This window comes from Paraoerskovia marina DSM 21750, assembly GCF_000701465.1.
Classification (GTDB): domain Bacteria; phylum Actinomycetota; class Actinomycetes; order Actinomycetales; family Cellulomonadaceae; genus Paraoerskovia; species Paraoerskovia marina.
The window spans coordinates 343,217-364,122 of sequence record NZ_JNIY01000003.1 but is presented as its reverse complement, the minus strand read 5'-3'; the positions used below and the strand labels follow the sequence as shown (position 1 = coordinate 364,122).

Genomic DNA, 20,906 nt, shown 5'->3' with positions numbered 1-20,906 from the left:
ACCACGCCACCCACGCCGAGGTAGGTCGGTGCGCGCGAGGTCGACCCTGGCAGGGTCGACCTCGCGTGGGGAGCCCTACCTCGCGGAGTCGGGGGCGTCCGAGTCGGACGTCGCGGCGTCGGGCGCTGAACCGTCGGCTCCGCTGTCCTCCACGACCACCGCCTCGCGTGCCGCGGCCTCGTCCGTCGAGAGATCGTCGATCTCGAGCTTCGACGTGTCGACCTTGCCGGTGCGGAAGCCCGCGCGGCCGACCATGTGGGCCGCCACCGGCGCGGTGAACAGCTGGAAGATCACCACCAGCAGGAGCATCCCCGCCGTCGGCCAGGAGCCGAGCCGCAGACCGACACCCGCGAGCAGCAGGATCAGTCCCAGCACCTGGGGCTTCGTCGCCGCGTGCATCCGACCGAGCAGCGTGTCGAACCGCGCGACGCCTAGACCGGCGACGAACACGAGGAACGCACCGAGAAGCAGGAGCACCGCCGCGACGACGTCGCGCACCACCTCGGCCGTCATCGGACCACCCCGTCCGGTCGGCCGCCGTCCTGGTCGGAGTCACGGAGCATCTCGCGCTCTCGCTCCTGCTCGGCCATCCGCTCGGCGTCCTCGGCGGCGATCTCCTCGGCGGTCCGCACCCGGCCCTCTCCCTGCGGCTCGACCGCGGCGAACCGCGAGATCGTGACGGAGCTGACGAACCCGACGAGGGAGAGCACGACCAGCAGCGGGACGGTCTCCACACGCTGCGAGTACGCCGCCTCGATGGCGATCGCTCCGACGAGGGCTGCCGTGAAGACGTCGAGCCCGACGGTGCGGTCGAGCATCGACGGGCCGCGCTCGACGCGGACGAGGGCGAGGACCGCGCCGACGGCGATCAGCGTGACGCAGACGATCGCGACGATGGTCATCGGCTCTCCTCCGGTGGGTTCTCGGTCTCGACAGGCTCGACCGGCGTTCCTGGCTCGGCCCTGGTCTCGACAGGCTCGACCGGCGCTCCTGGCTCGGCCCTGGTCTCGACAGGCTCGACCGGCGTTCCTGGCTCGGCCCTGGTCTCGACAGGCTCCACCGGCGTTCGCGGCTCGGTCTCGACAGGCTCGACCGACGTTCCAGGCTCGACCGGCGAGGGCCCGAGCCCCGCCGCCTCGAGCTCGTCCGTCGAGGCGAGCGCCCGAAGCACACGCTCCTCGATCTCGGCGACGTGCGCCCGGACGGCGTCCGCACCGCCCGAGGACCTGAGGTCGAGGACGTGCACGTAGAGGGTCCCGGTGAGCCGGTGCGCCTCGACGATGACGGTTCCGGGGACGAGGGAGACGAGGAGGCTCGCGATGGTCAGGTACAGGTCTCCGGCGTTCCGCATGGGCACGCGCACGACGGCGCCCCGCGGCTGCCAGTTGAGTCGCAGCGCCTGGAAGGCGACCTGGGCGGAGGCGGTGACGAGGTCGCGGGCGAAGAAGCCGAGCAGTCGGAGCAGGGCCAGGGGCCGGACGCGTCCGCGGTACTCGATCGACGGGAGCGGGAGGGCGACGACCACGAAGATCCCGAGCGCGGCACCGGCGAGCACGTTGGCCCAGGAGAGGTCGCCCCAGAGCAGCACCCAGACGAGCGTGAGCCACAGGACGGCGGGCCACTGCCGCGCGGCGGTGCCCAGCCGGATCTTGCGTGCGTGCGCGATCATCCCTCGCCTCCGATCTCGACGGTGTCGTCGGCGTCGGTGTCGTCTGACACCCCGTCACCGCGGGTCGCACCGTCGGGGAAGACCGCCTCGACGTAGGTGTACCCGTCGGTGAGGGTGTCGGCTGCCCGGTCGGTGTACCCGTAGAGCGGACCGGCGACGAGCGTCAGGCCGACGCCGAGCGTGACGATCCCGGCCGTGGGTCCGACCATGCCCCGCGGGAGACGGACGGGCTGGACGTCCTCGGGCGGCGTCTGCCAGAACGCCTTGTTCCACGCCTTGACGATCGCGTACAGGGTCAGGAGCGACGTCAGCACGCTGCCTGCGACGAGGATCCAGGTCAGGACGGTGCCCTGCCGGACTCCCTCCTCGATCAGACCGACCTTGCCGAGGAAGCCAGAGAGCGGCGGGATCCCGGCGAGGTTCATGGCCGGGATGAAGAAGAGGATCGCGAGGCCGGGGGCGATCCGGGCGAGCCCTCCGAGCCGGTCGAGCGACGTCGTGCCGCCCACCCGCTCCACGAGCCCGACGACGAGGAACAGCGTGGTCTGCACGGTGATGTGGTGGACGACGTAGAAGATCGCCGCCGAGTACCCCGCGGTGGTGCCCATCGCGATGCCGAACACCATGAAGCCGATGTGGCTGACGAGCGTGAAGGAGAGCAGTCGCTTGATGTCGTCCTGCGCGACGGCACCGAGGATCCCGACGAGCATCGTCGCGAGCCCGAGCACCATCAGCACGTCGTCGGCACGTCCGTCGGGGAAGAGCAGCGTCTGCGTGCGGATGATCGCGTAGATGCCGACCTTGGTGAGCAGGCCGGCGAACACGGCCGTGACCGGGGCGGGCGCGGTCGGGTACGAGTCGGGCAGCCACGCCGAGAGCGGGAAGATCGCGGCCTTGATGCCGAACGCGAGCAGCAGCAGGATGTGGATGACGAGCTGGACGCCGGGGTCGACGTCGGGAAGCCGGATCGCGAGCTGGGCAAGGTTCACCGTGCCGGTCGCGGCGTACGTGAGGGCCACGGCCACGAGGAAGATGATCGAGGAGAGCAGGGCGACGACGACGTAGACGGCGCCGGCGCGGATCCGTTCCGCGGTCCCGCCGAGGGTCAGGAGCACGTAGCTCGCGACGAGCAGGATCTCGAACCCGACGTAGAGGTTGAAGAGGTCTCCCGCGAGGAACGCGTTGGACACCCCCGCGGCGAGCACGAGGTACGTCGGGTGGTAGATCGCCACGGGCGTCGCCTCGTCCCCGTCGGCCACACCCTGGCCGAGCGAGTACAGGAGGACGACGAGCATGACGACGCTCGAGACGAGGAGCATCAGGGCGCTGAGCCGGTCGGCCACGAGGTCGATCCCGACGGGCGCGGCCCAGCCACCGACGTTCACGACGACGGGCCCGGAGTCCGCGGCGACGACCAGCCCGACGGCGGCGGCCACCATCAGGGAGAGCGTCGTGACGGAGATGATGCGCTGGGCGCGCGGGTAGCGCCAGAGCGCGAGGGTCAGGCCTGCCGCGAAGAGCGGAAGGACGACGGGCAGCGGGACGAGGGTCTGTGCGGAGTAGTCGATCATCGGTCGCCCTCCCGTCCGAGCCGGCTGGTCTCGTCGCGCACCTCGGGAGCCTCGTCGTCGAGCGTGTCGGTGGCCTCGGCGTCCTCGTCGGCGTACGACGGCGCGTTCTCGGCCGCGCGGCGTGCGATCCGTCGGTCCTCGAGGTCGTCCTGGACCTCGTCGTGACCGTTGAGCTGCCAGGACCGGTACGCCATCGCCAAGACGAAGGCGGTCAGGCCGAGCGTGATGACGACGGCGGTGAGGATCATCGCCTGGACGAGCGGGTCGCTCATCTCGTCCTCAGGGGTGATACCGACGATCGGCGCGCCGCCTGCGCGCCCGCCGGCGACGAGCAGCATCAGGTTCACGCCGTTGCCGACGAGGATGAACCCGATGAGGATCCGCGTGAGGCTGCGCTCCAGCAGGAGGTAGATCCCGCCGGTGAAGAGCACCCCGATCGCGAGCACGAGCGCGAGGCTGGGGACGGTGGAGAGCCCCTCGGTCGGGGAGACGTCGGCGAGGTTCATCGCTCTCCTCCTGCCTCGACGCTGTCGGGCTCGAGCGCCACGAGCGGGTTGGACGAGTCGTCGTCGATCCCCTCGGCCTGGCGGTCGACCTCCGCGCCGAGGGACCGAAGGATGTCGAGGACGAGGCCGATGACCAGGAGGAACACTCCGATGTCGAAGAAGAGCGACGTGACCAGGTGGACGTCGCCGATCACGGGGACGTGGATGTCGATGATCACCGACTGCAGGACCTCGCCCCCGAGGAGCAGGGCCAGGAGCCCCACGCCGGCCGAGAGGAAGAGGCCCGTGCCCAGCAGGAGGCCGGGATGCACGGGGGCGGCCTCGCCGAGCTCGTAGCGTCCGCCGGCGAGGTACCGCACGAGCAGCGCGATGCCGACGAGCAGACCCGCGGCGAACCCTCCGCCGGGGCTGTTGTGCCCCGAGAAGAGCAGGAAGAGGGCGAAGACGATCATCGAGTGGAAGACGAGGCGGGTGACGACCTCGAAGATGACGGAGCGCCGTTGCGGCGCGAGCGTCCCCTCGGCCATCAGCCAGGAGCGCATCTCCGGCTCCGCGGACGTGGCACCGCCGACCGAGCTCGGCTCCTGCGGGGCGCTGAGGCGACCGAGCCGCAGCTCGCGGCCCGTGTCGGGGGCGTCGGCCCAGACGCGGGGGCGGCCCGGGTCGGGCGGCGCGCTGCGCATCCGGGGGATCTCGCCGCTGCGCCGGCGCAGGAACACCAGGGACGCGACACCTGTGGCCGCCACGAGGAGGACGGAGATCTCGCCCACGGTGTCCCAGGCGCGGATGTCGACGAGCGTCACGTTGACGATGTTCTTCCCGCCGCCGAAGTTCTCGGCCTCGGACGGGAAGTCCACCGAGACGGGGACTGCGGTGCGCGCGAGCGGGGCGATCACGGCGAAGATCATCATGACCACCCCGACCCCGAGGCCGATCGCGAGCCGCACCCACCGGCTTCCCGCGAGCGGACGGTCGGAGAAGTACGGCGGCAGGCGGCGCATCACCAGCACCATGACGGCGAGGGTCACGGTCTCGACGAGGACCTGCGTCATCGCGAGGTCCGGGGCGCCGTGCAGGAGGAAGAGGGCGGCCATCGCGTACCCGACGCCCCCGGCGAGGAGCACCGCCTTCAGACGACGACGGGCGCGGACGGTCAGGATCGTCGCGACGGTGATGATGCCGACGACGACGAGCTGGGCGGGCCGGTCCCACGCCCGCAGCTCGAGCGGGTCTGGCCACGCGAAGAACGCCGCGACGCCCGGCACGAGGATGAGGACGACGAGGATCGCGCCGAGGTAGAACGGCAACGACCCGCGCTGGGTCATGGCGGTGACGTCGGCGGCGAGGTCGTCGAGCCGCCGCATCGTGCGCCGGTAGACCTGGTCGGCCTCGGGGACGTTCCAGGTCGCGGCCTGCAGCCGCTCGAACGTGCCGCGCCACCAGAACAGCAGCGCCCCGCCGCCGAGGATGATCGCGCTGAGGACCACGGGCGCCCCGAACCCCGCCCACAGCACGAGGTGGCCCTCTTCTCCGGCCGGGTACGTCGCCGCGTAGGGCGCGAGCAGCTCGTCGCCGACCTGAGGCATCAGCCCGAGCACGAGCCCGAGCACGGCCAGCACCACGGGCGAGACGGCGAGCAGGGCGGGGGGACGGTTCACCGTCGCGGGGTCCACCGGGGCCAGGTCCTCCGCGCCGGAGTGCGCGCGCCGCGGGTCGCTCTCACGCAGCGCCGCGGCCCCGATGTGCTCGTTGGCCCGCGCCACGGCCCGGGCGGTCGCGCCCTTGGTGCCGAACGCGCCCCACACCCACCGCAGCCCGTAGGCGACGGTCAGCACGGACCCGACGACGATCGCGAACAGGGCGATCGCGTCGCGCCAGACGGGTCCCGTCCCGTGCACGAGGGACTCGAGCGCCGCCTCTTTTGCGACGAACCCCATCAGCGGCGGGATCCCGATCATGGAGGCCGTGGCGAGGACTCCCGCGGCAGCCGTCAGCGGAAGCCGACGTCCGATCCCGGTCAGGCGTCGGATGTCGCGCGTCCCGGTGGCGGCATCGACGATTCCCGTCAGGAGGAAGAGCGACGACTTGAAGAGCGCGTGCGCGCCCAGCAGCGCGAGGCCCGCCAGCGCGGCGCCGCGCGTCCCCAGCCCGAGCAGCAGGATGATCAGGCCGAGCTGGCTGACGGTGCCGAAGGCGAGGATGAGCTTGAGGTCGTGCTGCCGCAGCGCGCGGTACCCGCCGACGAGGACCGTCCCGCCGGCGACGGCGACGATCACGACCTGCCAGGCGAGCAGGTCCGAGAACCCGGGGGCGAACCGGGCGACGAGGTAGACGCCGGCCTTCACCATCGCGGCGGCGTGCAGGTAGGCGCTCACGGGCGTCGGGGCCGCCATCGCCGCGGGAAGCCAGAAGTGGAACGGGATCAGGGCGGACTTGGTCGCGGCGCCGATCAGGAGGAGCACGACGGCGACGGTCACCGCGGTGCCACCGGGCGGGTCCGCCACGACCTCGGAGATCCGCCACGAACCGGCGGAGACCCCGAGCGTCACGAGGCCGACGAGCATGGCGAGCCCGCCCGCCGTCGTGATCACGATGGCCTGCATGGCGGCGCGACGGCTCGCCTTGCGGTCGGCGTGGTGGCCGATCAGCAGGTACGAGAAGACGGTCGTGAGCTCCCAGAAGACGAAGAGCAGGAGCAGGTTGTCGGCGGTGACGAGGCCGACCATCGTGCCCGCGAACGCGGTGAGGATCGCGGCGAACCGCCCGAGACCGTGGGCCTCCCGCGAGAAGTACGCGGTGCAGTAGACGAGCACCGCCGCACCGACCCCACCGACGACGAGCAGCATCAGCCACGAGAGCGTGTCGAGCCGGAACGTCAGGTCGAGGCCGAGGCTCGGGACCCAGGACAGGGTCTGCTCGGGCAGGTTCCCGTCGAGGACGTCACGGGTGTGCGCGAGCGCGTACCCGAACGCGGACGCCGGAGCGAGCGCGAGGACGAGGAACGCCCGCCTGCCCAGCCAGGACACCAGTGCGGGCGCGACGAGCGCCGCGATGAGGTGCACGGCAAGCAGTATGAGCACGTCCGGTCCGTCCTGTGGGCGGTGGGGCGATCGTCAGGAGGAGAATATCAAGACGCTCAGGCAGAGCGGTCAGAGGTCGGCGGGCTCCACAAGAAAGCCCGCCTCGTCGGCGATCTCGCCTCCCACGACGCCGTGCAGCGTCCGGGCCAGGTCGGCGACGAGCTCGCCGGCCCGCTTGCGGGCGACGCGGTAGTCGATGGTCGGCACCTCGTCCTGTGCCGCGATCAGGTCGACGGGCTCCCACCGGATCCGGTAGGCGACCGCGCCGTCGACCGTCCACGGAAGTCCGCGCAGCAGCAGAGGGATCGCGTCCTCGCCGCCGATCTCGACGGCGACGATCCCGTCCACGCCGAGGTCGAGCATCAGCCCGTAGCCGTCGAGGGGCGGCGGGTTCTCGAGCGACTCGATGTCGCGCTTCTCCGCCGCCGCGTGCAGGCGACGCCGGAACTCAGGGTCCATCTTCTCGCCGGGGTAGAGCGGCTTGTCGGCGATCCCGTCCGGCGGGCCCGGCCACGGGTCGGCGTCCATCGCGAGCCGCACGCGCCGGTCGACGCGTTGCAGGACGGAGAGCGCGGCGTCGGGCTCGAGCCACACGTCGGTGTACAGCGTCATGTCGACGGTCACCGACTGGTCGGGGGTCAGCACGACGGCGGCACGTCCGGTCTCGTCGGCGTCCATCGCCACCGACCCGCCCAGGCGCCGCGCCGCGTCGACGAGCCAGCGCGTCGCACGGCCCTCCTCCTTCTCGGGCAGGCCCTGGGGGAAGGCCCGACCGAGCCCGTCGCGGTCGGCACCGCCGGGGAACGGCGGCTCGCCCCGCTCTCGCGGGCAGACGACCTCGAAGACCTGCGTGGTCCCGGGCGGCAGGCCCGGACCGGGCACGTACGGTCCGGTCAGCGTCGTATGCCGGGACGTACGCAGCACGCCCGGCTCGCCCGCTCCGGCGGTCCGCGGTGCCGGGGTGAGGGGCTCCGCCCCCCGGGGCGCGACGTCCCACCGAGCTCCGGCGAACCGGGAGACGGCGAGCGTCTCGACCTCGTCCACCAGGACGTCGTCGGGCAGCGCGAGGACGTGGCGCGCCTGGTGACGGGCGATCGCCGTGCGCGGCAGGGCGGGGTACGTGTTCACGAGCGAGGACATCAGGGGCTCCCGGGATCAGACGGAGGACCGGTGGAAGTTCTGCCAGGACCGCGACGCCGTCGGACCCCGCTGACCCTGGTAGCGAGAACCATAGACGCTGGAGCCGTACGGGTGCTCCGACGGCGACGACAGGCGGAAGAAGCACATCTGGCCGATCTTCATGCCGGGCCAGAGGGTGATCGGCAGCGTCGCGACGTTCGAGAGCTCGAGGGTCACGTGACCCGAGAACCCCGGGTCGATGAAGCCTGCCGTCGAGTGCGTCAGCAGGCCCAGCCGCCCGAGCGACGACTTCCCCTCCAGGCGTGCCGCGACGTCGTCGGGCAGCGTGACCGACTCGTACGTCGACCCCAGGACGAACTCCCCCGGGTGCAGGATGAACGGCTCCTGAGGATCGACCTCGACGAGGCGGGTGAGCTCCGGCTGGTCCTCGCGCGGGTCGATGAAGGGGTACTTGTGGTTGTCGAACAACCGGAAGAACTTGTCGAGGCGGACGTCGATGCTCGACGGCTGCAGCATCGCCGGCTCATAGGGGTCCAACTGGACACGCCCGGCGTCGAGCTCGGCACGGATGTCGCGATCAGAGAGCAGCACGACGCCACGGTAGCCGACACCGTGGGTCGCACGACGGCGCTTCCCACGGTGTCGGACGACGTGTCACCGGACTACGCGCGCAGCGGGCGACCCTGGGCGTCGCGGGAGAAGCTCCCCGTCTTGTCCGTCAGGTAGAGGATGCCCTCGACGATGCCCCAGATGGCGACCAGCGGCGACAGAAGCCCGAACGAGAGCACGGAGATCAGCAGCATCGTCAGGCCGATCCCGGTGTACCCCAGGTAGAAGCGATGGATGCCGAGCGACCCAATCAGGATGCCGAGCAGACCCGCCGCGATGCGGGACTTCGCGTTGGGGTCCTCGTACGGCTGGCCGGGGTACGGCTGCTGGCCGTACGGCTGCTGCCCCGGGTAGGGCTGCCCCGCGGGAGGCGGCTGCTGCCCCGGGTACGGCTGCTGACCATAGGGCTGGCCCGCAGGAGCCGGAGGCTCCTGACCGTAGGCCTGACCCGGGTACGGCTGCTGCGGTGCCGTGGGCTGCTCCGAGGAGTACGACGGCGCCGCCGGACCCGCGTAGGGGTCGTACGGGACCTCGTCGGAGTTCTTGCCGTACGGCGTCTGGTCGCTCACGCTTGCTCCTCAATTCGTCGGCCGCGGTTTCGGTCTCACCGCCGGTGCCGCTATGATCTTCCCGTACGCTCGTCGTCGGCGTCACGGTCCAGCCCTCGGGCAGGAGTGCGATACCGCGGCTGACGTCATGCGGATGTAGTTCAATGGTAGAACTTCAGCTTCCCAAGCTGATAGCGCGGGTTCGATTCCCGTCATCCGCTCCGGCACGACGGCCCCGACCAGATCTGGTCGGGGCCTTCGTCGTTCTCGGAGCGGTCGCGGACAGGGGCGCTGCCGACCCGGCCGGATCAGGCGTCGCGGCGACGGCGCACGAGGAGCACCCCGACGCCCACGAGCACGAGCGTGCTCAGCGCCAAGGCGCCCACGGTCGCGCCGGTGGAGGCCAGCGACGTCCCGGACGGGCCGCTCGGCACCTCACCGCTGCCACCGGCTGCCACGGTCGCGTCGACGGGGTCGGTCGTGGCGGCGGCCGTGGGGTCCGTCCACGGGACCGCGCCCGGGTCCACCGACGCGTCGATCGTGGGCTCGGTCGAGGGGTCCGTCGTCGGCTCAGTCGTCGGCTCAGTCGTCGGTTCCGTCGTCGGATCCGTCGGCGGGTCGGTCGGGTCGACGACGTCCGCCGTCTGCTCCAGCACGCACGACGCCGACTCCCCCGGGACGAGCGTGAGCGTCGACCCGGCGAGGCTGCCTCCGTCGCAGACCCACTCCCCCGCGGTGTACCCGTCGACGTCGCCGGCGCTCAGCGTGTACACGCCGTCGGTCACGGGCTCGTCGACCACCGCGTCGGCCGGGCCGCTGACGGAGGTCGGCCCGTCGGCGGAGACGGTCCAGTCGCCGGGCTCCGCGTCTCCGCCGGTGACGTCGACCCCGAGCGTGAGTGCTGCGGGCAGTGCGACGACGCTCGCGGAGCACTGCACGGCCTGGCCGAGGACCGTGGTGAGGGTCGTGCCGTCCAGGGTGCCGCCGTCGCACGTCCATGCGTCGAGCGCGTAGCCCGTCGGCGGCTCGGTGATCAGCTCGTAGGTTCCCGTGGGCAACCGCGCCGACGTCACATCGGCGGTTCCGGGCGCCCCGGAGATCGTGCCACCGTCGCCGGTGGCACCGACGACGACGTCCGACGGCGCCGCGGTGCCGCCTTCGACCGTCGCGTCCAGGGTGAGCGCCGGCTCCCCTGCGAGCGTGACGCGCAGGGTGGCCTCGGCCGTGGCGTCCATCGTCTCGGGCTGCGTCGGGTCGTAGTCGGGCGGGTTGCTGAGGTTCGAGGGGCTGCACGCGCCCACGGTCTGGTCCAGCACCTCGAGGCCGAAGCCGCCGGAGGCCGCGGCCCAGGTCGCCACCGGGTCGGCCTCCTCCGTCGACGGGTTGCGCGCCGTCTTGAGGTCGGCCTGATAGTTCCAGTACTGGTTGGAGGCCCCGTCCGGGACCACCGGGTCGTAGTACGTCAGGGCCGTCGACTCGACGGACGGCTGCGTGCGCAGCACCCGGACGCCCGTCCCGAGCCGGTAGTAGTTGCTCCAGAGCGCGCACTCGTCCCAGCCCGCGCCGCCGCGGTACTCAACGAAGTACGGCTCCCCCGTCAGACCGTCGGTGACGCGCAGGGACCGCAGGCCGGTCGGGGTGCCGCTGCCCTGCAAGGTGACCTCCTGCTCGACGATTCCGTCCCCGTCGGGGTCGGCCGCGACGTCGAACGCGAGCTCCTGCTGCTCTCCGTCGTCCAGGATCCCGAGACGGTAGCGCTGGTTCGCGTTGGGGGTCGAGGGACGCGCACTGGTGCGGTACCCGTCGGTCGCGGTGCTGGACGAGATCGAGATCGACTCGCCCATGACGTCGTAGTGGTCCTTGTACTCGTCGTCCACGCACGGCCCGTATCGCGTGTCGCCGGCGTCGGGCCCCTCGGTGATCTCGACCGGGTCGTCGAAGGACTCGACGGCGCTGGTGTCGTCGCGGCACTCGTGCTTGTTCGCGTGGTCGAGTCCGAGGGTGTGGCCCATCTCGTGCGCGAGCGTGGAGTCGACGCTCCGGGGGTTCACGGCCACGTAGATCGTGCCCCCGTTGACCGGGCCCGGCGTGTCCCGGTTGAAGGTCGCGAGGCCGACGTTGTTGCACCCCCGCGGACCGAGCACCACGAGGTAGTCGTTCGCCTCCCCGTACGAGAGCCGGTCCCCTGCGCCCGTCTCGTCGACGGGACCGAAGTGTTCGGCGGCCTCGTCCCAGAGCGGCCGGATCGGGGCGGTCGCGCCGGACGGCCCGCACTCGGTCGTGGTCGTCGTGACCCAGACGTCCGCCTCGTCCGGGAGCTCGACGTCGCCCGTCGCGCCGTCGGTCATCTCCGACCAGTACGCGAGCATCTGTTCGACGTCGGCGAGCGCCTCCGGCGCACCGTAGGCGTCGAACGTGTCGTCCGTGGCGCCCGCGGGTGTCATCACGGCGATGTCCACGTGGCGCGGACCGACCGCACGCGGGGCGATCCGCGAGCGCGGCGAGGGCGGGGCGAGCTCGGTGTCGTCGCCGTAGTCCACCACGGTGACGCCCGGTTCGTCGGTCGTCACAGGGTCGACCGGGTCGGCCGCGGCCGTCGTCGGGAGCACGGCGAGCCCTGCCAGCAGGAGAAGTGCGGCGGACCCCGCAACCGTGCGCAGACGCATACCGCTCAGGTTCAGTCACGGAACGGGATTCGGCAACCGGGGCGCCGCCCTGCGGTTCAAGCATCAGCAGGGCCCCGTGCAACTCGTGGTCCCGGGGCCCCGCTGCCGATCCCGTGCTCCGTCAGGCGCCTCGCGGGGAGGCTGCGGAGCACCGCGGTGACGTCGCGGCTCGGTGAGAGCGGGTTGTCGCGCGGCTCTGACGCCGTGTTCCCCGCATCCTGCACCTCTCGTGATCGCGCTTCCGGGTCCGGCAAGACCTGCGTCGTCACACGCAGTCCACAGTCCCCCGTGGGCGTCGGGCCGTTCTCCGGTCGTTCGACGACGCGGCCGTGGTGCAGCCCTGCGTCGTCGCTATCGTCGTTTCTAGTCCTGTCGTGTGTGCTGCGCAACACCTCAGGGACCCCAGAAGTCCACCTGACAGAAACCACAGGTTCATCCACAGCGGGAGCCGCACTCTCACGTCATCGCCCACAGCCCTGTGGACAAAATCTGTGGACGGTGAGATCCGCATCGCGCATCGGGCGCACGACGACGAAGCACCCTTTTGTCCGTTTCGCCCATCATTCCGCGGGTTCTGGTGGCACCACGACCCGCCCGACGGGCAGTCGAGGGCTGTCCACACGGAATCGTGCCGATGGTGGACCTTCCACACAGCCCTGTGCACACAGCCTGTGGATAACTTGGCGTCACAGCCACATCCGGCCGGACGGCACCTCGACGCCACGGACCCGCAGAGCCCGGGAGTCGACGACGAACCCGTCCTCGTCGACCACGACGCCCCCGACACGCCGCTCCAGCGACTCGGTCAGGCGCGCGACGACCGAGCGCATCCGGGTCCGGGCGATCACATGAGTTCCGGAGGGCGAGTCCACCCCGAGCTCGGCCTCGTCCACGGGCACCCACCGCACCCGGTAGGAGTACGGGCCGTAGTCGCGCCACGGCACCGCGTCGAGAGCACGGGGAACCTCGGCGACCTTCGAGAGATCGAGCTGGATCGCGCCGTCGTACTGCGACTCACCCACCAGCTGTGCGGACGGCGTCCCCTCGGCCGAGGTCCACTCACCGACCACCCGCGCACCCGGCACCACCTTGCGCAGGAGCGGGAGCAGCTCGGCCGTACGCAGCGGGTGTGCACTGAAGAGGGTGAGGTCGACCACCGACGAGGGGTCGGGGCGCAGCACCTGGCCCGCCGACGTGACGAGCGCGCCGTGCAGCGCACGAGCCACCGCGACGCCCCAGCGCAGCATGCCGAGCTCTCGCCCGACGGGAAGCCCCTCGGGGAAGACCCGGCCGAGCCCGTCCGCGTCGGCGGTGGTCGCGGGAAGGCCACGCTCGACCGGCGTCCGCAGCGCATACCCGACCAGGTCGACGCCCCGCAGGCCCAGCGCGCTCGCCTGGGCGGCGGTCACCTCGAACGGTCCGACCGCCCGAGCGTCCCCCAGCGCCAGGATCCCGGGCTCGGGCTGCGTCTCGTCGCGCGGCACGCCGCGGAACCGCGCTCCGACGAGCGCCGCACCGGTCTGGCGTGCCTTCGCCTCGCGCACCCACCGGACGCCGCTGAACCACGCCGCGGCACGTGCCGGGACGTCGTCGGCGGCACGCGGCACCACCAGCACGTGGTCGTCGGTGTACTCCTGCGGGACCAGCCCCTGTGCGTTCATAGACGGAACGTAGGCCCGCCGCAATGCCGGAATGCTGCGGGCACGTATCCGCTACGTAACCGAACCTGCAGGAACCCGCTCAGTCGGCCCCGACGTCGTGGAGGTGATGGACGACGTCGTGCACGAAGTACTGGCCGAGCGTGTGGACCGTGAAGGCCGAACCGTTGGACCGCAGGCCGGCACGCTCCCACTGGCCGGGCTCGACGGCGTCGAACGCCGCGGCGACCCGCACTCCCGCCCCCGTCAGCTCGGCCCCGACCTGCTGCGGGTCCTCGGCGTCGTACCGCCCGGCGACGGCCGTCGCGTCCTGGTCCCAGTTCGGGAAGTGCGGGTTCTCCTCGCCCAGCATCAGCGCCAGCCGTTCCTCGAAGATCCCGAAGACGTCACGGACGTGCGCGGCGTACTCCAGCACGGACCAGGTGGCCGGGTCCGGCCGCTCCGCGACGTCGTCGGACGCCAGCGCGGCGACGTACCGCGGCACGCTCGCACGCACGGCGGGACCGACGGCCTCGGGCGTGATCTCGCGGGCGTCCAGCCCGCAGTCGGGGCACGGGCGTTCGAGGACCCACGTCCAGTCCTTGGTGTCAGGCACGATCTCGCTCATGCCGACAGCGTAGGGGGTCAGGGCGTCGCCGTGCGGTCGAGCTGCTCCCACTCCGCGTCCGTGAACAGCCGGGACCGGATGATGAAGCGCACGCCCTCCGGCGCCTCCAGGCTGAAGCCCGCACCACGGCCGGGGACGACGTCGATCGTCAGGTGCGTGTGGCTCCAGTACTCGAACTGGTTGCGGCTCATCCACACGGGCACGACGAAGCGGTCGGGCTCCGCGCGACCGTCGGCCGCCTCCCCCGGCTCGACGACGAGGTCGCCGAGGTGGACGTCCGCGTCCCCCGTGAGGAAGTCGCCCAGCGGGTAGCACATCGGCGAGCTGCCGTCGCAGCATCCACCGGACTGGTGGAACATCAGGTCACCGTGCAGCGCGCGCAGCTGCCGGAGCATCGCGGCGGTGGAGTCGGTCAGGGTGACCCGCTCGGGTGTCGTCCCGGCTGAGCCGGGTGCGGGTGCGACGTCGGACATCGTGCTCCTCTCGATCGATCCTGAGCAGTGCGGTCGTCCCCGCCGCGCGGCCACCGGCGGCCGCGCGGCGGGGACGGGACGGTCTAGAAGAATCCGAGCTTGTTCGGCGAGTACGAGACCAGCAGGTTCTTGGTCTGCTGGTAGTGGTCGAGCATCATCTTGTGGTTCTCGCGCCCGACGCCGGAGCCCTTGTACCCGCCGAACGCCGCCGCGGCGGGGTAGGCGTGGTAGCAGTTTGTCCACACACGGCCGGCCTGGATCTCGCGACCCGCCCGGTAGGCGGTGTTGGCCTCCCGGGACCAGACGCCGGCCCCGAGCCCGTAGAGGGTGTCGTTGGCGATCGACATCGCGTCGTCGAAGTCCGAGAACCGGGTCACCGCGACCACGGGCCCGAAGATCTCCTCCTGGAACACCCGCATCGAGTTCTTGCCCTCGAAGATCGTCGGCTGCACGTAGTACCCGCCCGCAAGGTCTCCGCCGAGGTCCGCGCGCGCACCGCCCGTGAGGACCTTGGCGCCCTCCTCCTTGCCGATGTCGAAGTACGACAGGATCTTCTCGAGCTGGTCGTTCGAGGCCTGCGCGCCGATCATCGTGTCCGTGTCGAGCGGGTTGCCCTGCACCACCGCCTCGGTGCGCTCGATCGCGTCGCCGAGGAACTTGTCGTAGATCGAGTCCTGGATCAGCGCACGCGACGGGCAGGTGCAGACCTCTCCCTGGTTGAGCGCGAACATCGTGAAGCCCTCGAGCGTCTTGTCGTAGAACGCGTCGTCGGCCTGCGCGATGTCCTCGAAGAAGATGTTCGGCGACTTGCCGCCGAGCTCGAGCGTCACCGGGATGATGTTCTGGCTCGCGTACTGCATGATCAGCCGGCCGGTGGTGGTCTCGCCCGTGAACGCGATCTTCGAGATCCGCTTGTTGGACGCGAGCGGCTTGCCCGCCTCGACACCGAAGCCGTTGACGATGTTGAGCACGCCCGGAGGCAGCAGGTCGCCGATGATGTCGATCAGGAACAGGATCGACGCCGGCGTCTGCTCGGCCGGCTTGAGCACCACGCAGTTGCCCGCCGCGAGCGCCGGCGCCAGCTTCCACGTCGCCATGAGGATCGGGAAGTTCCAGGGGATGATCTGCCCGACGACGCCGAGCGGCTCCTGGAAGTGGTAGGCGACGGTGTCCCCGTCGATCTCGGAGATCGAGCCCTCCTGCGCGCGGATCGCCCCGGCGAAGTAGCGGAAGTGGTCGATCGCGAGCGGGATGTCGGCGGCGAGCGTCTCGCGGACGGGCTTGCCGTTCTCCCACGACTCCGCGACCGCGATCATCTCGAGGTTCTCTTCCATGCGGTCGGCGATCTTGTTGAGGATGATCGCGCGTTCGGTCGCGGAGGTCTTGCCCCACGCCCCCTTGGCGGCGTGCGCCGCGTCGAGCGCCTTCTCGATGTCGGCGGCGGTGCCGCGGGCGATCTCGGTGAAGGTCTGCCCGGTCACGGGGCTCGGGTTGTCGAAGTAGCGGCCGGAGTCGGGGGCGACGTACTCACCGCCGATCCAGTGGTCGTAGCGGCTCTTGTACTCGACGATGCTGCCGGTGGTACCCGGCGCGGCGTAGACGGTCATGCGGCCTGCCTCCTTGCAGTCGTGTCACCGCGACGTCCGACGACGGCGCGGGGCGGGGTGCGTCGTTGCACCCGCCTACGGCGAGGCTAGGAGGTGAAGGGTTGCAACTGCGTTGCAGCCGGGTGGCGCCGTCTACGCCCGGAACGCCGAGAGGAAGATCGCCGGGAACTTCGCCCAGGACGGGTTCCCGGCGAAGTCCGCGAGCAGCCGACCCGTCGTCCGGGCGCTGCGCGCCGTGACGAACCACGGCGGCTTCGGGAAGAGTGCGAGCTCGCCGTTCATCACCGAGCGGGGGAAGGGACGGAACGGCCCCGTGACCACCGTCCGCTCGGCCCGGTCGATCAGGAGCGCGTTGTGCACGACCCCGATCCCGGACTGCACGTCCTGGAGCGTGTGGCCGGGGAACGCCCCCCAGCTGGCCCGCGCCGTCAGGAACCCCAGACCCGTCCAGGCGTTGATCCCGATCGTCCCGTAGCGCAGGCGCGCGACCGACTCGTCGAAGGCCGGTCCCATCGCCCGACGCTGCTTCGGCTCCACGATGATGTTGGCTCCGAGCGTGCCGAGCAGGTCCCGGTTGGCGCGGGTCACGGCCTCGTCCAGGAACCGCTGTCCCGTCCCCGGGACGGAGAGCACGCCGAGGATCGGGGCGAAGTACTCGGTGGTCTCGATCACTGCCGCGTCCGGGCTGTCCGCGTCGACCTCCACCAGCACGCGCGTCCCGTCCGCGAACCGCTCAAGGTCCGGGTAGGTCTTCGCCGCGGCGGTGAACCGCTCCTCGCTCCTCGGGTACCAGGCGGGCCGCCGCGGGGCGCGCTCGAGCGCCGCCCGCAGCTCGCGCAGGAACGCCTCGCGCTGGTCCCACTCCTCGCTGAGCAGCACCACCTGGCCCGCGATGCAGTTGTGCCCGCTGTTGTGCAGCCGCTGGGTGGCGACGTGCTCCGCCTGGTAGCGCAGGTCCTCCTCGCTCCACTCCCCCGGCACCACGATGATCGGCGAGACGCCGCCGAGCTCGCTCGTGATCGGCACCGACAGCAGCGGTTCGTTCGCCTCCTTGCGCCGCTCGCGCTCGTCGCCCGTCCCCCACACGATGGCGTCGTGCGTGGCCACGCTGCCGGTGATGTGCACGTGCTCGACCCCCGGGTGCTGCACCAGGTACGACCCCTCGGCCGCGCCACCCTGCACGATGCGGAGCATCCCGGCGCGGATCAACGGTTCCAGTGCGGCCTCGAACACCGGCTGCATCCCGCCCATGATCGGGTTGAGCTTGAGCACCACGGACCGGTTGAACGCCACGATCTCGTAGAGCACGTCCAACGGCGGGATCGCCGTGATGTTCCCGGCGCCGAGCACGACGCCCACGCCGCCGCCCTGGCCCGGAGTCCTCTGCCCCAGACCCGCCTCCGCGATCGCCTCCTCGGCGCTCACCCCCGGCTGCAGCCACACCTCGGCGCTGAAGCCGGGCAGCAGAAGCGCCTCCTTGGCACCGTGCGGCATCACGGGCACGGTCACACGGTTGCCCGGCGCACGGCCGAACCTCGCCCCGGAAAGCGGGGAGCGACCCGCGACGATCCCGGCCATCGACTCCGCCGTCGCGGCGAAGCCCGAGAGGGTGGCGTACGGGCCCGACGTCCACTCCTCGCCGACCAGCGGCGACAGGAGGTCGAGCTGCTTGATCTCGCTCGCCGTCGTCGCCCACTCCTCGGCATGGTCACGCATCACGCGATGCGTGTCCTCGATCAGCCGGGTCCGCTCGCTCAGCGGCATCCGCGCCCAGGCCTCCGCCCCCGCCGCGGCGTCGGCGACCGCCCTGTCGAGGCGGTCGCGGGCGGCCTGCTCGAGGCCGGACGTGCTGGTGGACGAGGTGCTGTCTGCAGCGTTCATGGTTCTCCCGTGGGCTCGGTGGAACGGCGAAGGGGTGGGTCAGTTGAGCGAGCCGAGCTCGCGGTCCAGCAGCGCGAGGCGGGCCCGCGCGCGGACGCCGAGGGGCGACGTCGCGCTCGTGAGGTCGACGGTGCGCTGCCAGCCGGCGTAGTCGTCGCCTCCCTCGCTGGTGGCGAGCCACCGCAGCACGACGTCCGGGTCCGAGCAGGCGTGCACGGCGGCCCGCAGCTCCGCGGCCAGCTCGTCCCGGATGGCGACGACACCCGGGGCGACCGAGCGCGGCAGGACGGGGCCCGGGTAGGCGGCCAGCGCCGCCGCGACGTCCCCGGACGCGAGAGCAGCACGCACGTCCGCGACGTCGGTGTGCAGCGGCGCGGCGGCCCGGTAGGGACGTGACCCTGCCAGCAGGGGGCCGACGACGCGGCGGAGCCGGGAGACCTCGGCCCGCACCGCCACCTCGGAGAGGCTTCCCGGATGCAGGAGGACGGCCAGCTCGTCGGCGCCCAGGCCAGCCGGTCGCTCGGCGAGGAGCAGCAGGATCTCGGTGTGCCGGGGGCCGAGCCGGGTGGTCCCGTGGCGGGTGCGCAGCCGGCCGCCGTCGCCGAGCACCTCCAGGCGGGCGCGCGACGGGTAGGCGCCGACGCCGGACGGATCGGCGGCGAGCTCGCGCTCCACCGCCTCGGCCGTCGCCCGGACCAGGGACATCACGACGCTCGACCCGGCCGGTTCGCCGCCCGTCACGTCCAGGATGCCCACCACGCGCCCGTCGGGGCTGTGGATCGGGGCGGCCGCACAGTTGAACGCCTGGACGGGCCGCGTGAAGTGCTCCGCGCCGAGCACCTGGACGGGCCTGCGGGTGGCGAGCGCGGTCCCGGGCGCGTTGGTGCCGACGTACTCCTCACGCCAGATCGCCCCCTCGACGAACCCCACGTCGGCGACGGCGTCGCGCACGCCGCGGTGACCGTCGACCCACAGCAGCTGTCCGCCGTCGTCCATCAGCGCCACGACCATGCCGTCGCTGCGCGCCGCCTCGACGAGCATGCTCCGCACCACCGGCAGCGCCCGGGACAGCGGGTGCGGGCCGCCGCTGTCGCGCGTGTCAGATCCCGGGACCAGCCCGACCGCCGGAGACTCGGGGTTCACGCCGCTGCGCAGGCTCCGCTTCCAGGACGCGACCACCCCGGGTCGCAGCCTGCCGGGGACACGCCCGCCGCTGAGAAAGGCCTCGTACGCCGCACGGATGCCCGCCGGGTCGAGTGGCTCGCCCGCGCTCCGCTGCGTCGGATCCCCAGTGATGAGTGTCATCTTCGTCACATCATAGGCCGACTGTGAGTTTCGTCGCGCGGATCAATGCCGCGTATCTGACGTGCCGCTCCTATGCTGTCAGTATGCCGAAGATCATCGGAGGGTCCCTCCAGGAGCACCGGGAGCAGACCCGCAACAAGCTTTTCGCGGCACTCTCCACCCTGATGGCCGACCGCGGGTTCGACGCCGTCTCACTCGCCGACATCGCGTCGGCGGCCAACGTCGGCCGCACGGCCGTATACAACCACTTCGCCGACAAGGAAGCGCTCCTCATCGGGTTCATCACCCACGAGACCGAGCAGTACGTCGCCACGCTCGAGCGTGCGCTGTCCGAGGTCACCGACCCGGTCGAGCAGCTCCGCACCTACGTGCGCCAGCAGGCCAACCTCAGCACCGTCTTCCACGTCGCCCCCGGGCCGGACCTGCGCACGGTGCTGTCCAAGAGCACCCGCATGCAGCTCCGCGAGCACGCGATCGTCGTCGAGACCATCCTGCGCCGGATCCTGCGCGCCGGGATCATCACGCGGCAGTTCCCCGACCAGAACGTCGACGTCACCGTGCGCCTGATCAACGCGTGCCTCTCCGGCAGCCACCTGCCGAGCGACCCCGCCGAGCGCGCCCGGGCGATCGACGCGACCGAGGCGTTCGTCCTGCGGGCCGTCGGCGTACCGCCCCGCGTCGCCCGGTTCGGCGTCACGCGGTAGGCGACGACCCCGGGGCGTGCGCGTCACGGCGAACACCCCGGGGCCCACGGACTCAGACCCGGCGCTGCGCCCAGACGGCCAACGCGTCCCGCACGAACGTCGCGCCCTCGACCCCGCCGTAGTTCTTCGCGAACCGCGGGTCCGCGACGTACATCTCCCCCAGGCCCGTGACGTACTCCGGCACCGGCTCTCCTCCGGCGCCCGGCGTGCCCGGCACCGAGCCCAGCCACGCGACGTGCCGCTCCGCGACCGCCTGGGCCTCCCCGCCCGACGGGTCGAAGCCGCCCTCGGCCAGGGAGATCCAGTCCGCCATCAGCCGACGCGACTCGTCCGTGAAGGCGGCCCGCTCGTCGTCCGACTTCGCCGTCCACCAGTCGTTCGAGCGCGCGTACGCGTCCCTGCCCCAGCGCTCCTCGACCTCGTCCTTGTGCTGCGTGTGGTCGAACCCGTCCAGCATGTCCTCCGCCACGAGCTCACCACCTCCTTCCCTCTCCTCGATCGTGTGCGCGACCGACGCGATCTGCCGCGCCAACCGGTCCTGCTCCGCCCGCAGCCAGCCCAGGTGCGCACGCAGTGCGCGCACCTCGTCGGCCTCACCCGCGAGCGCCTCCGCCACGGCCGGAAGGCCGAGCCCGAGGTCACGGAGAAGAAGGATGCGCTGCAACCGGACCAGCGCATCGGCGTCGTAGTACCGGTGGCCGTTGCTCGCGACGCGCGACGGCGGCAGCAGCCCCACGTCGTCGTAGTGCCGCAGGGTGCGGCTCGTCGTACCCGCCAGGCGCGCGACCTCCTGGATCGACCAGGCGGCGTGTGCGCCCGACGGTGGCTGTGGCGTGATCATCTCGGTCCCCTCTCCGTGTGCTCACCACGGTAGAAGTTGAC

The 20,906-nt window shown here is 71.6% G+C and carries 18 protein-coding genes and 1 tRNA gene; 2 read left to right on the top strand and 17 right to left on the bottom strand.

The features are described 5' to 3' along the window. Positions 1-75 precede the first annotated feature (75 nt). From mnhG to Q343_RS15530, 9 genes are all read right to left on the bottom strand, one after another. Positions 76-513, bottom strand: coding sequence for a monovalent cation/H(+) antiporter subunit G (gene mnhG / locus Q343_RS0101825; protein WP_029251885.1), 438 nt, complete (start codon positions 511-513; stop codon positions 76-78). Further along, on the bottom strand, positions 510-902 hold the full coding sequence (locus tag Q343_RS0101820) for an MrpF/PhaF family protein (RefSeq protein ID WP_029251884.1): 393 nt from the start codon (positions 900-902) through the stop codon (positions 510-512). Before Q343_RS0101820 ends, mnhG begins: the two co-directional genes overlap by 4 nt. Continuing rightward, positions 899-1,669, bottom strand: a complete 771-nt coding sequence (locus tag Q343_RS0101815; RefSeq protein ID WP_155990596.1) for a Na+/H+ antiporter subunit E — start codon at positions 1,667-1,669, stop codon at positions 899-901. Before Q343_RS0101815 ends, Q343_RS0101820 begins: the two co-directional genes overlap by 4 nt. Next, positions 1,666-3,240 carry a Na+/H+ antiporter subunit D gene (locus Q343_RS0101810; RefSeq protein ID WP_029251882.1) on the bottom strand — a complete coding sequence of 525 codons (1,575 nt, stop codon included), beginning with the start codon at positions 3,238-3,240 and terminating at the stop codon, positions 1,666-1,668. The genes Q343_RS0101815 and Q343_RS0101810 overlap by 4 nt, the downstream gene beginning before the upstream one ends. Continuing rightward, positions 3,237-3,746 (bottom strand): Na(+)/H(+) antiporter subunit C, encoded by a 510-nt coding sequence (locus Q343_RS0101805; protein ID WP_029251881.1) that lies wholly within the window; start codon positions 3,744-3,746, stop codon positions 3,237-3,239. Before Q343_RS0101805 ends, Q343_RS0101810 begins: the two co-directional genes overlap by 4 nt. Then, the gene (locus Q343_RS0101800; protein ID WP_052366768.1) at positions 3,743-6,826 is read right to left on the bottom strand and encodes a Na+/H+ antiporter subunit A; all 3,084 of its coding nucleotides are present in this window, start codon (positions 6,824-6,826) and stop codon (positions 3,743-3,745) included. Before Q343_RS0101800 ends, Q343_RS0101805 begins: the two co-directional genes overlap by 4 nt. Positions 6,827-6,895: 69 nt before the next feature. Further along, positions 6,896-7,966, bottom strand: a complete 1,071-nt coding sequence (locus Q343_RS0101795; RefSeq protein ID WP_029251879.1) for a hypothetical protein — start codon at positions 7,964-7,966, stop codon at positions 6,896-6,898. 15 nt (positions 7,967-7,981) lie between these two features. Then, the gene (gene dcd, locus Q343_RS0101790) at positions 7,982-8,557 is read right to left on the bottom strand and encodes a dCTP deaminase (RefSeq protein WP_029251878.1); all 576 of its coding nucleotides are present in this window, start codon (positions 8,555-8,557) and stop codon (positions 7,982-7,984) included. A 71-nt stretch (positions 8,558-8,628) separates the two neighbouring features. Next, positions 8,629-9,144, bottom strand: a complete 516-nt coding sequence (locus Q343_RS15530; protein WP_029251877.1) for a TM2 domain-containing protein — start codon at positions 9,142-9,144, stop codon at positions 8,629-8,631. A gap of 129 nt (positions 9,145-9,273) precedes the next feature. Between Q343_RS15530 and Q343_RS0101780 the strand changes: the two genes are divergently transcribed. Continuing rightward, positions 9,274-9,344: transfer RNA gene (locus tag Q343_RS0101780), tRNA-Gly, on the top strand. Positions 9,345-9,431: 87 nt separating this feature from the next. On the opposite strand, the gene Q343_RS0101775 is transcribed toward Q343_RS0101780, so the two are convergent. The 7 genes from Q343_RS0101775 to Q343_RS0101745 form a co-directional block, all read right to left on the bottom strand. Beyond that, positions 9,432-11,789 (bottom strand): hypothetical protein, encoded by a 2,358-nt coding sequence (locus tag Q343_RS0101775; RefSeq protein ID WP_029251876.1) that lies wholly within the window; start codon positions 11,787-11,789, stop codon positions 9,432-9,434. A 686-nt stretch (positions 11,790-12,475) separates the two neighbouring features. Further along, the gene (locus tag Q343_RS0101770) at positions 12,476-13,450 is read right to left on the bottom strand and encodes a hypothetical protein (protein WP_043109135.1); all 975 of its coding nucleotides are present in this window, start codon (positions 13,448-13,450) and stop codon (positions 12,476-12,478) included. Between the two features lie 79 nt (positions 13,451-13,529). Further along, entirely contained in the window at positions 13,530-14,054 is a 525-nt protein-coding gene (locus Q343_RS0101765; RefSeq protein WP_029251874.1) for a DinB family protein, read from the bottom strand. A 17-nt stretch (positions 14,055-14,071) separates the two neighbouring features. Next, entirely contained in the window at positions 14,072-14,527 is a 456-nt protein-coding gene (locus tag Q343_RS0101760; RefSeq protein ID WP_029251873.1) for a DUF779 domain-containing protein, read from the bottom strand. A gap of 83 nt (positions 14,528-14,610) precedes the next feature. After that, positions 14,611-16,134 (bottom strand): aldehyde dehydrogenase, encoded by a 1,524-nt coding sequence (gene adh, locus Q343_RS0101755; RefSeq protein ID WP_029251872.1) that lies wholly within the window; start codon positions 16,132-16,134, stop codon positions 14,611-14,613. A gap of 132 nt (positions 16,135-16,266) precedes the next feature. Next, entirely contained in the window at positions 16,267-18,015 is a 1,749-nt protein-coding gene (locus Q343_RS0101750) for an aldehyde dehydrogenase family protein (RefSeq protein ID WP_029251871.1), read from the bottom strand. 39 nt (positions 18,016-18,054) lie between these two features. Beyond that, entirely contained in the window at positions 18,055-19,320 is a 1,266-nt protein-coding gene (locus Q343_RS0101745) for a GAF domain-containing protein (protein WP_081829639.1), read from the bottom strand. An 83-nt stretch (positions 19,321-19,403) separates the two neighbouring features. Between Q343_RS0101745 and Q343_RS0101740 the strand changes: the two genes are divergently transcribed. Beyond that, positions 19,404-20,024, top strand: a complete 621-nt coding sequence (locus tag Q343_RS0101740; RefSeq protein ID WP_029251869.1) for a TetR/AcrR family transcriptional regulator — start codon at positions 19,404-19,406, stop codon at positions 20,022-20,024. Between the two features lie 52 nt (positions 20,025-20,076). On the opposite strand, the gene Q343_RS0101735 is transcribed toward Q343_RS0101740, so the two are convergent. Beyond that, positions 20,077-20,865: a MerR family transcriptional regulator gene (locus Q343_RS0101735; RefSeq protein WP_052366767.1), complete on the bottom strand. Its 789-nt coding sequence runs from the start codon at positions 20,863-20,865 to the stop codon at positions 20,077-20,079. Positions 20,866-20,906 lie beyond the last annotated feature (41 nt).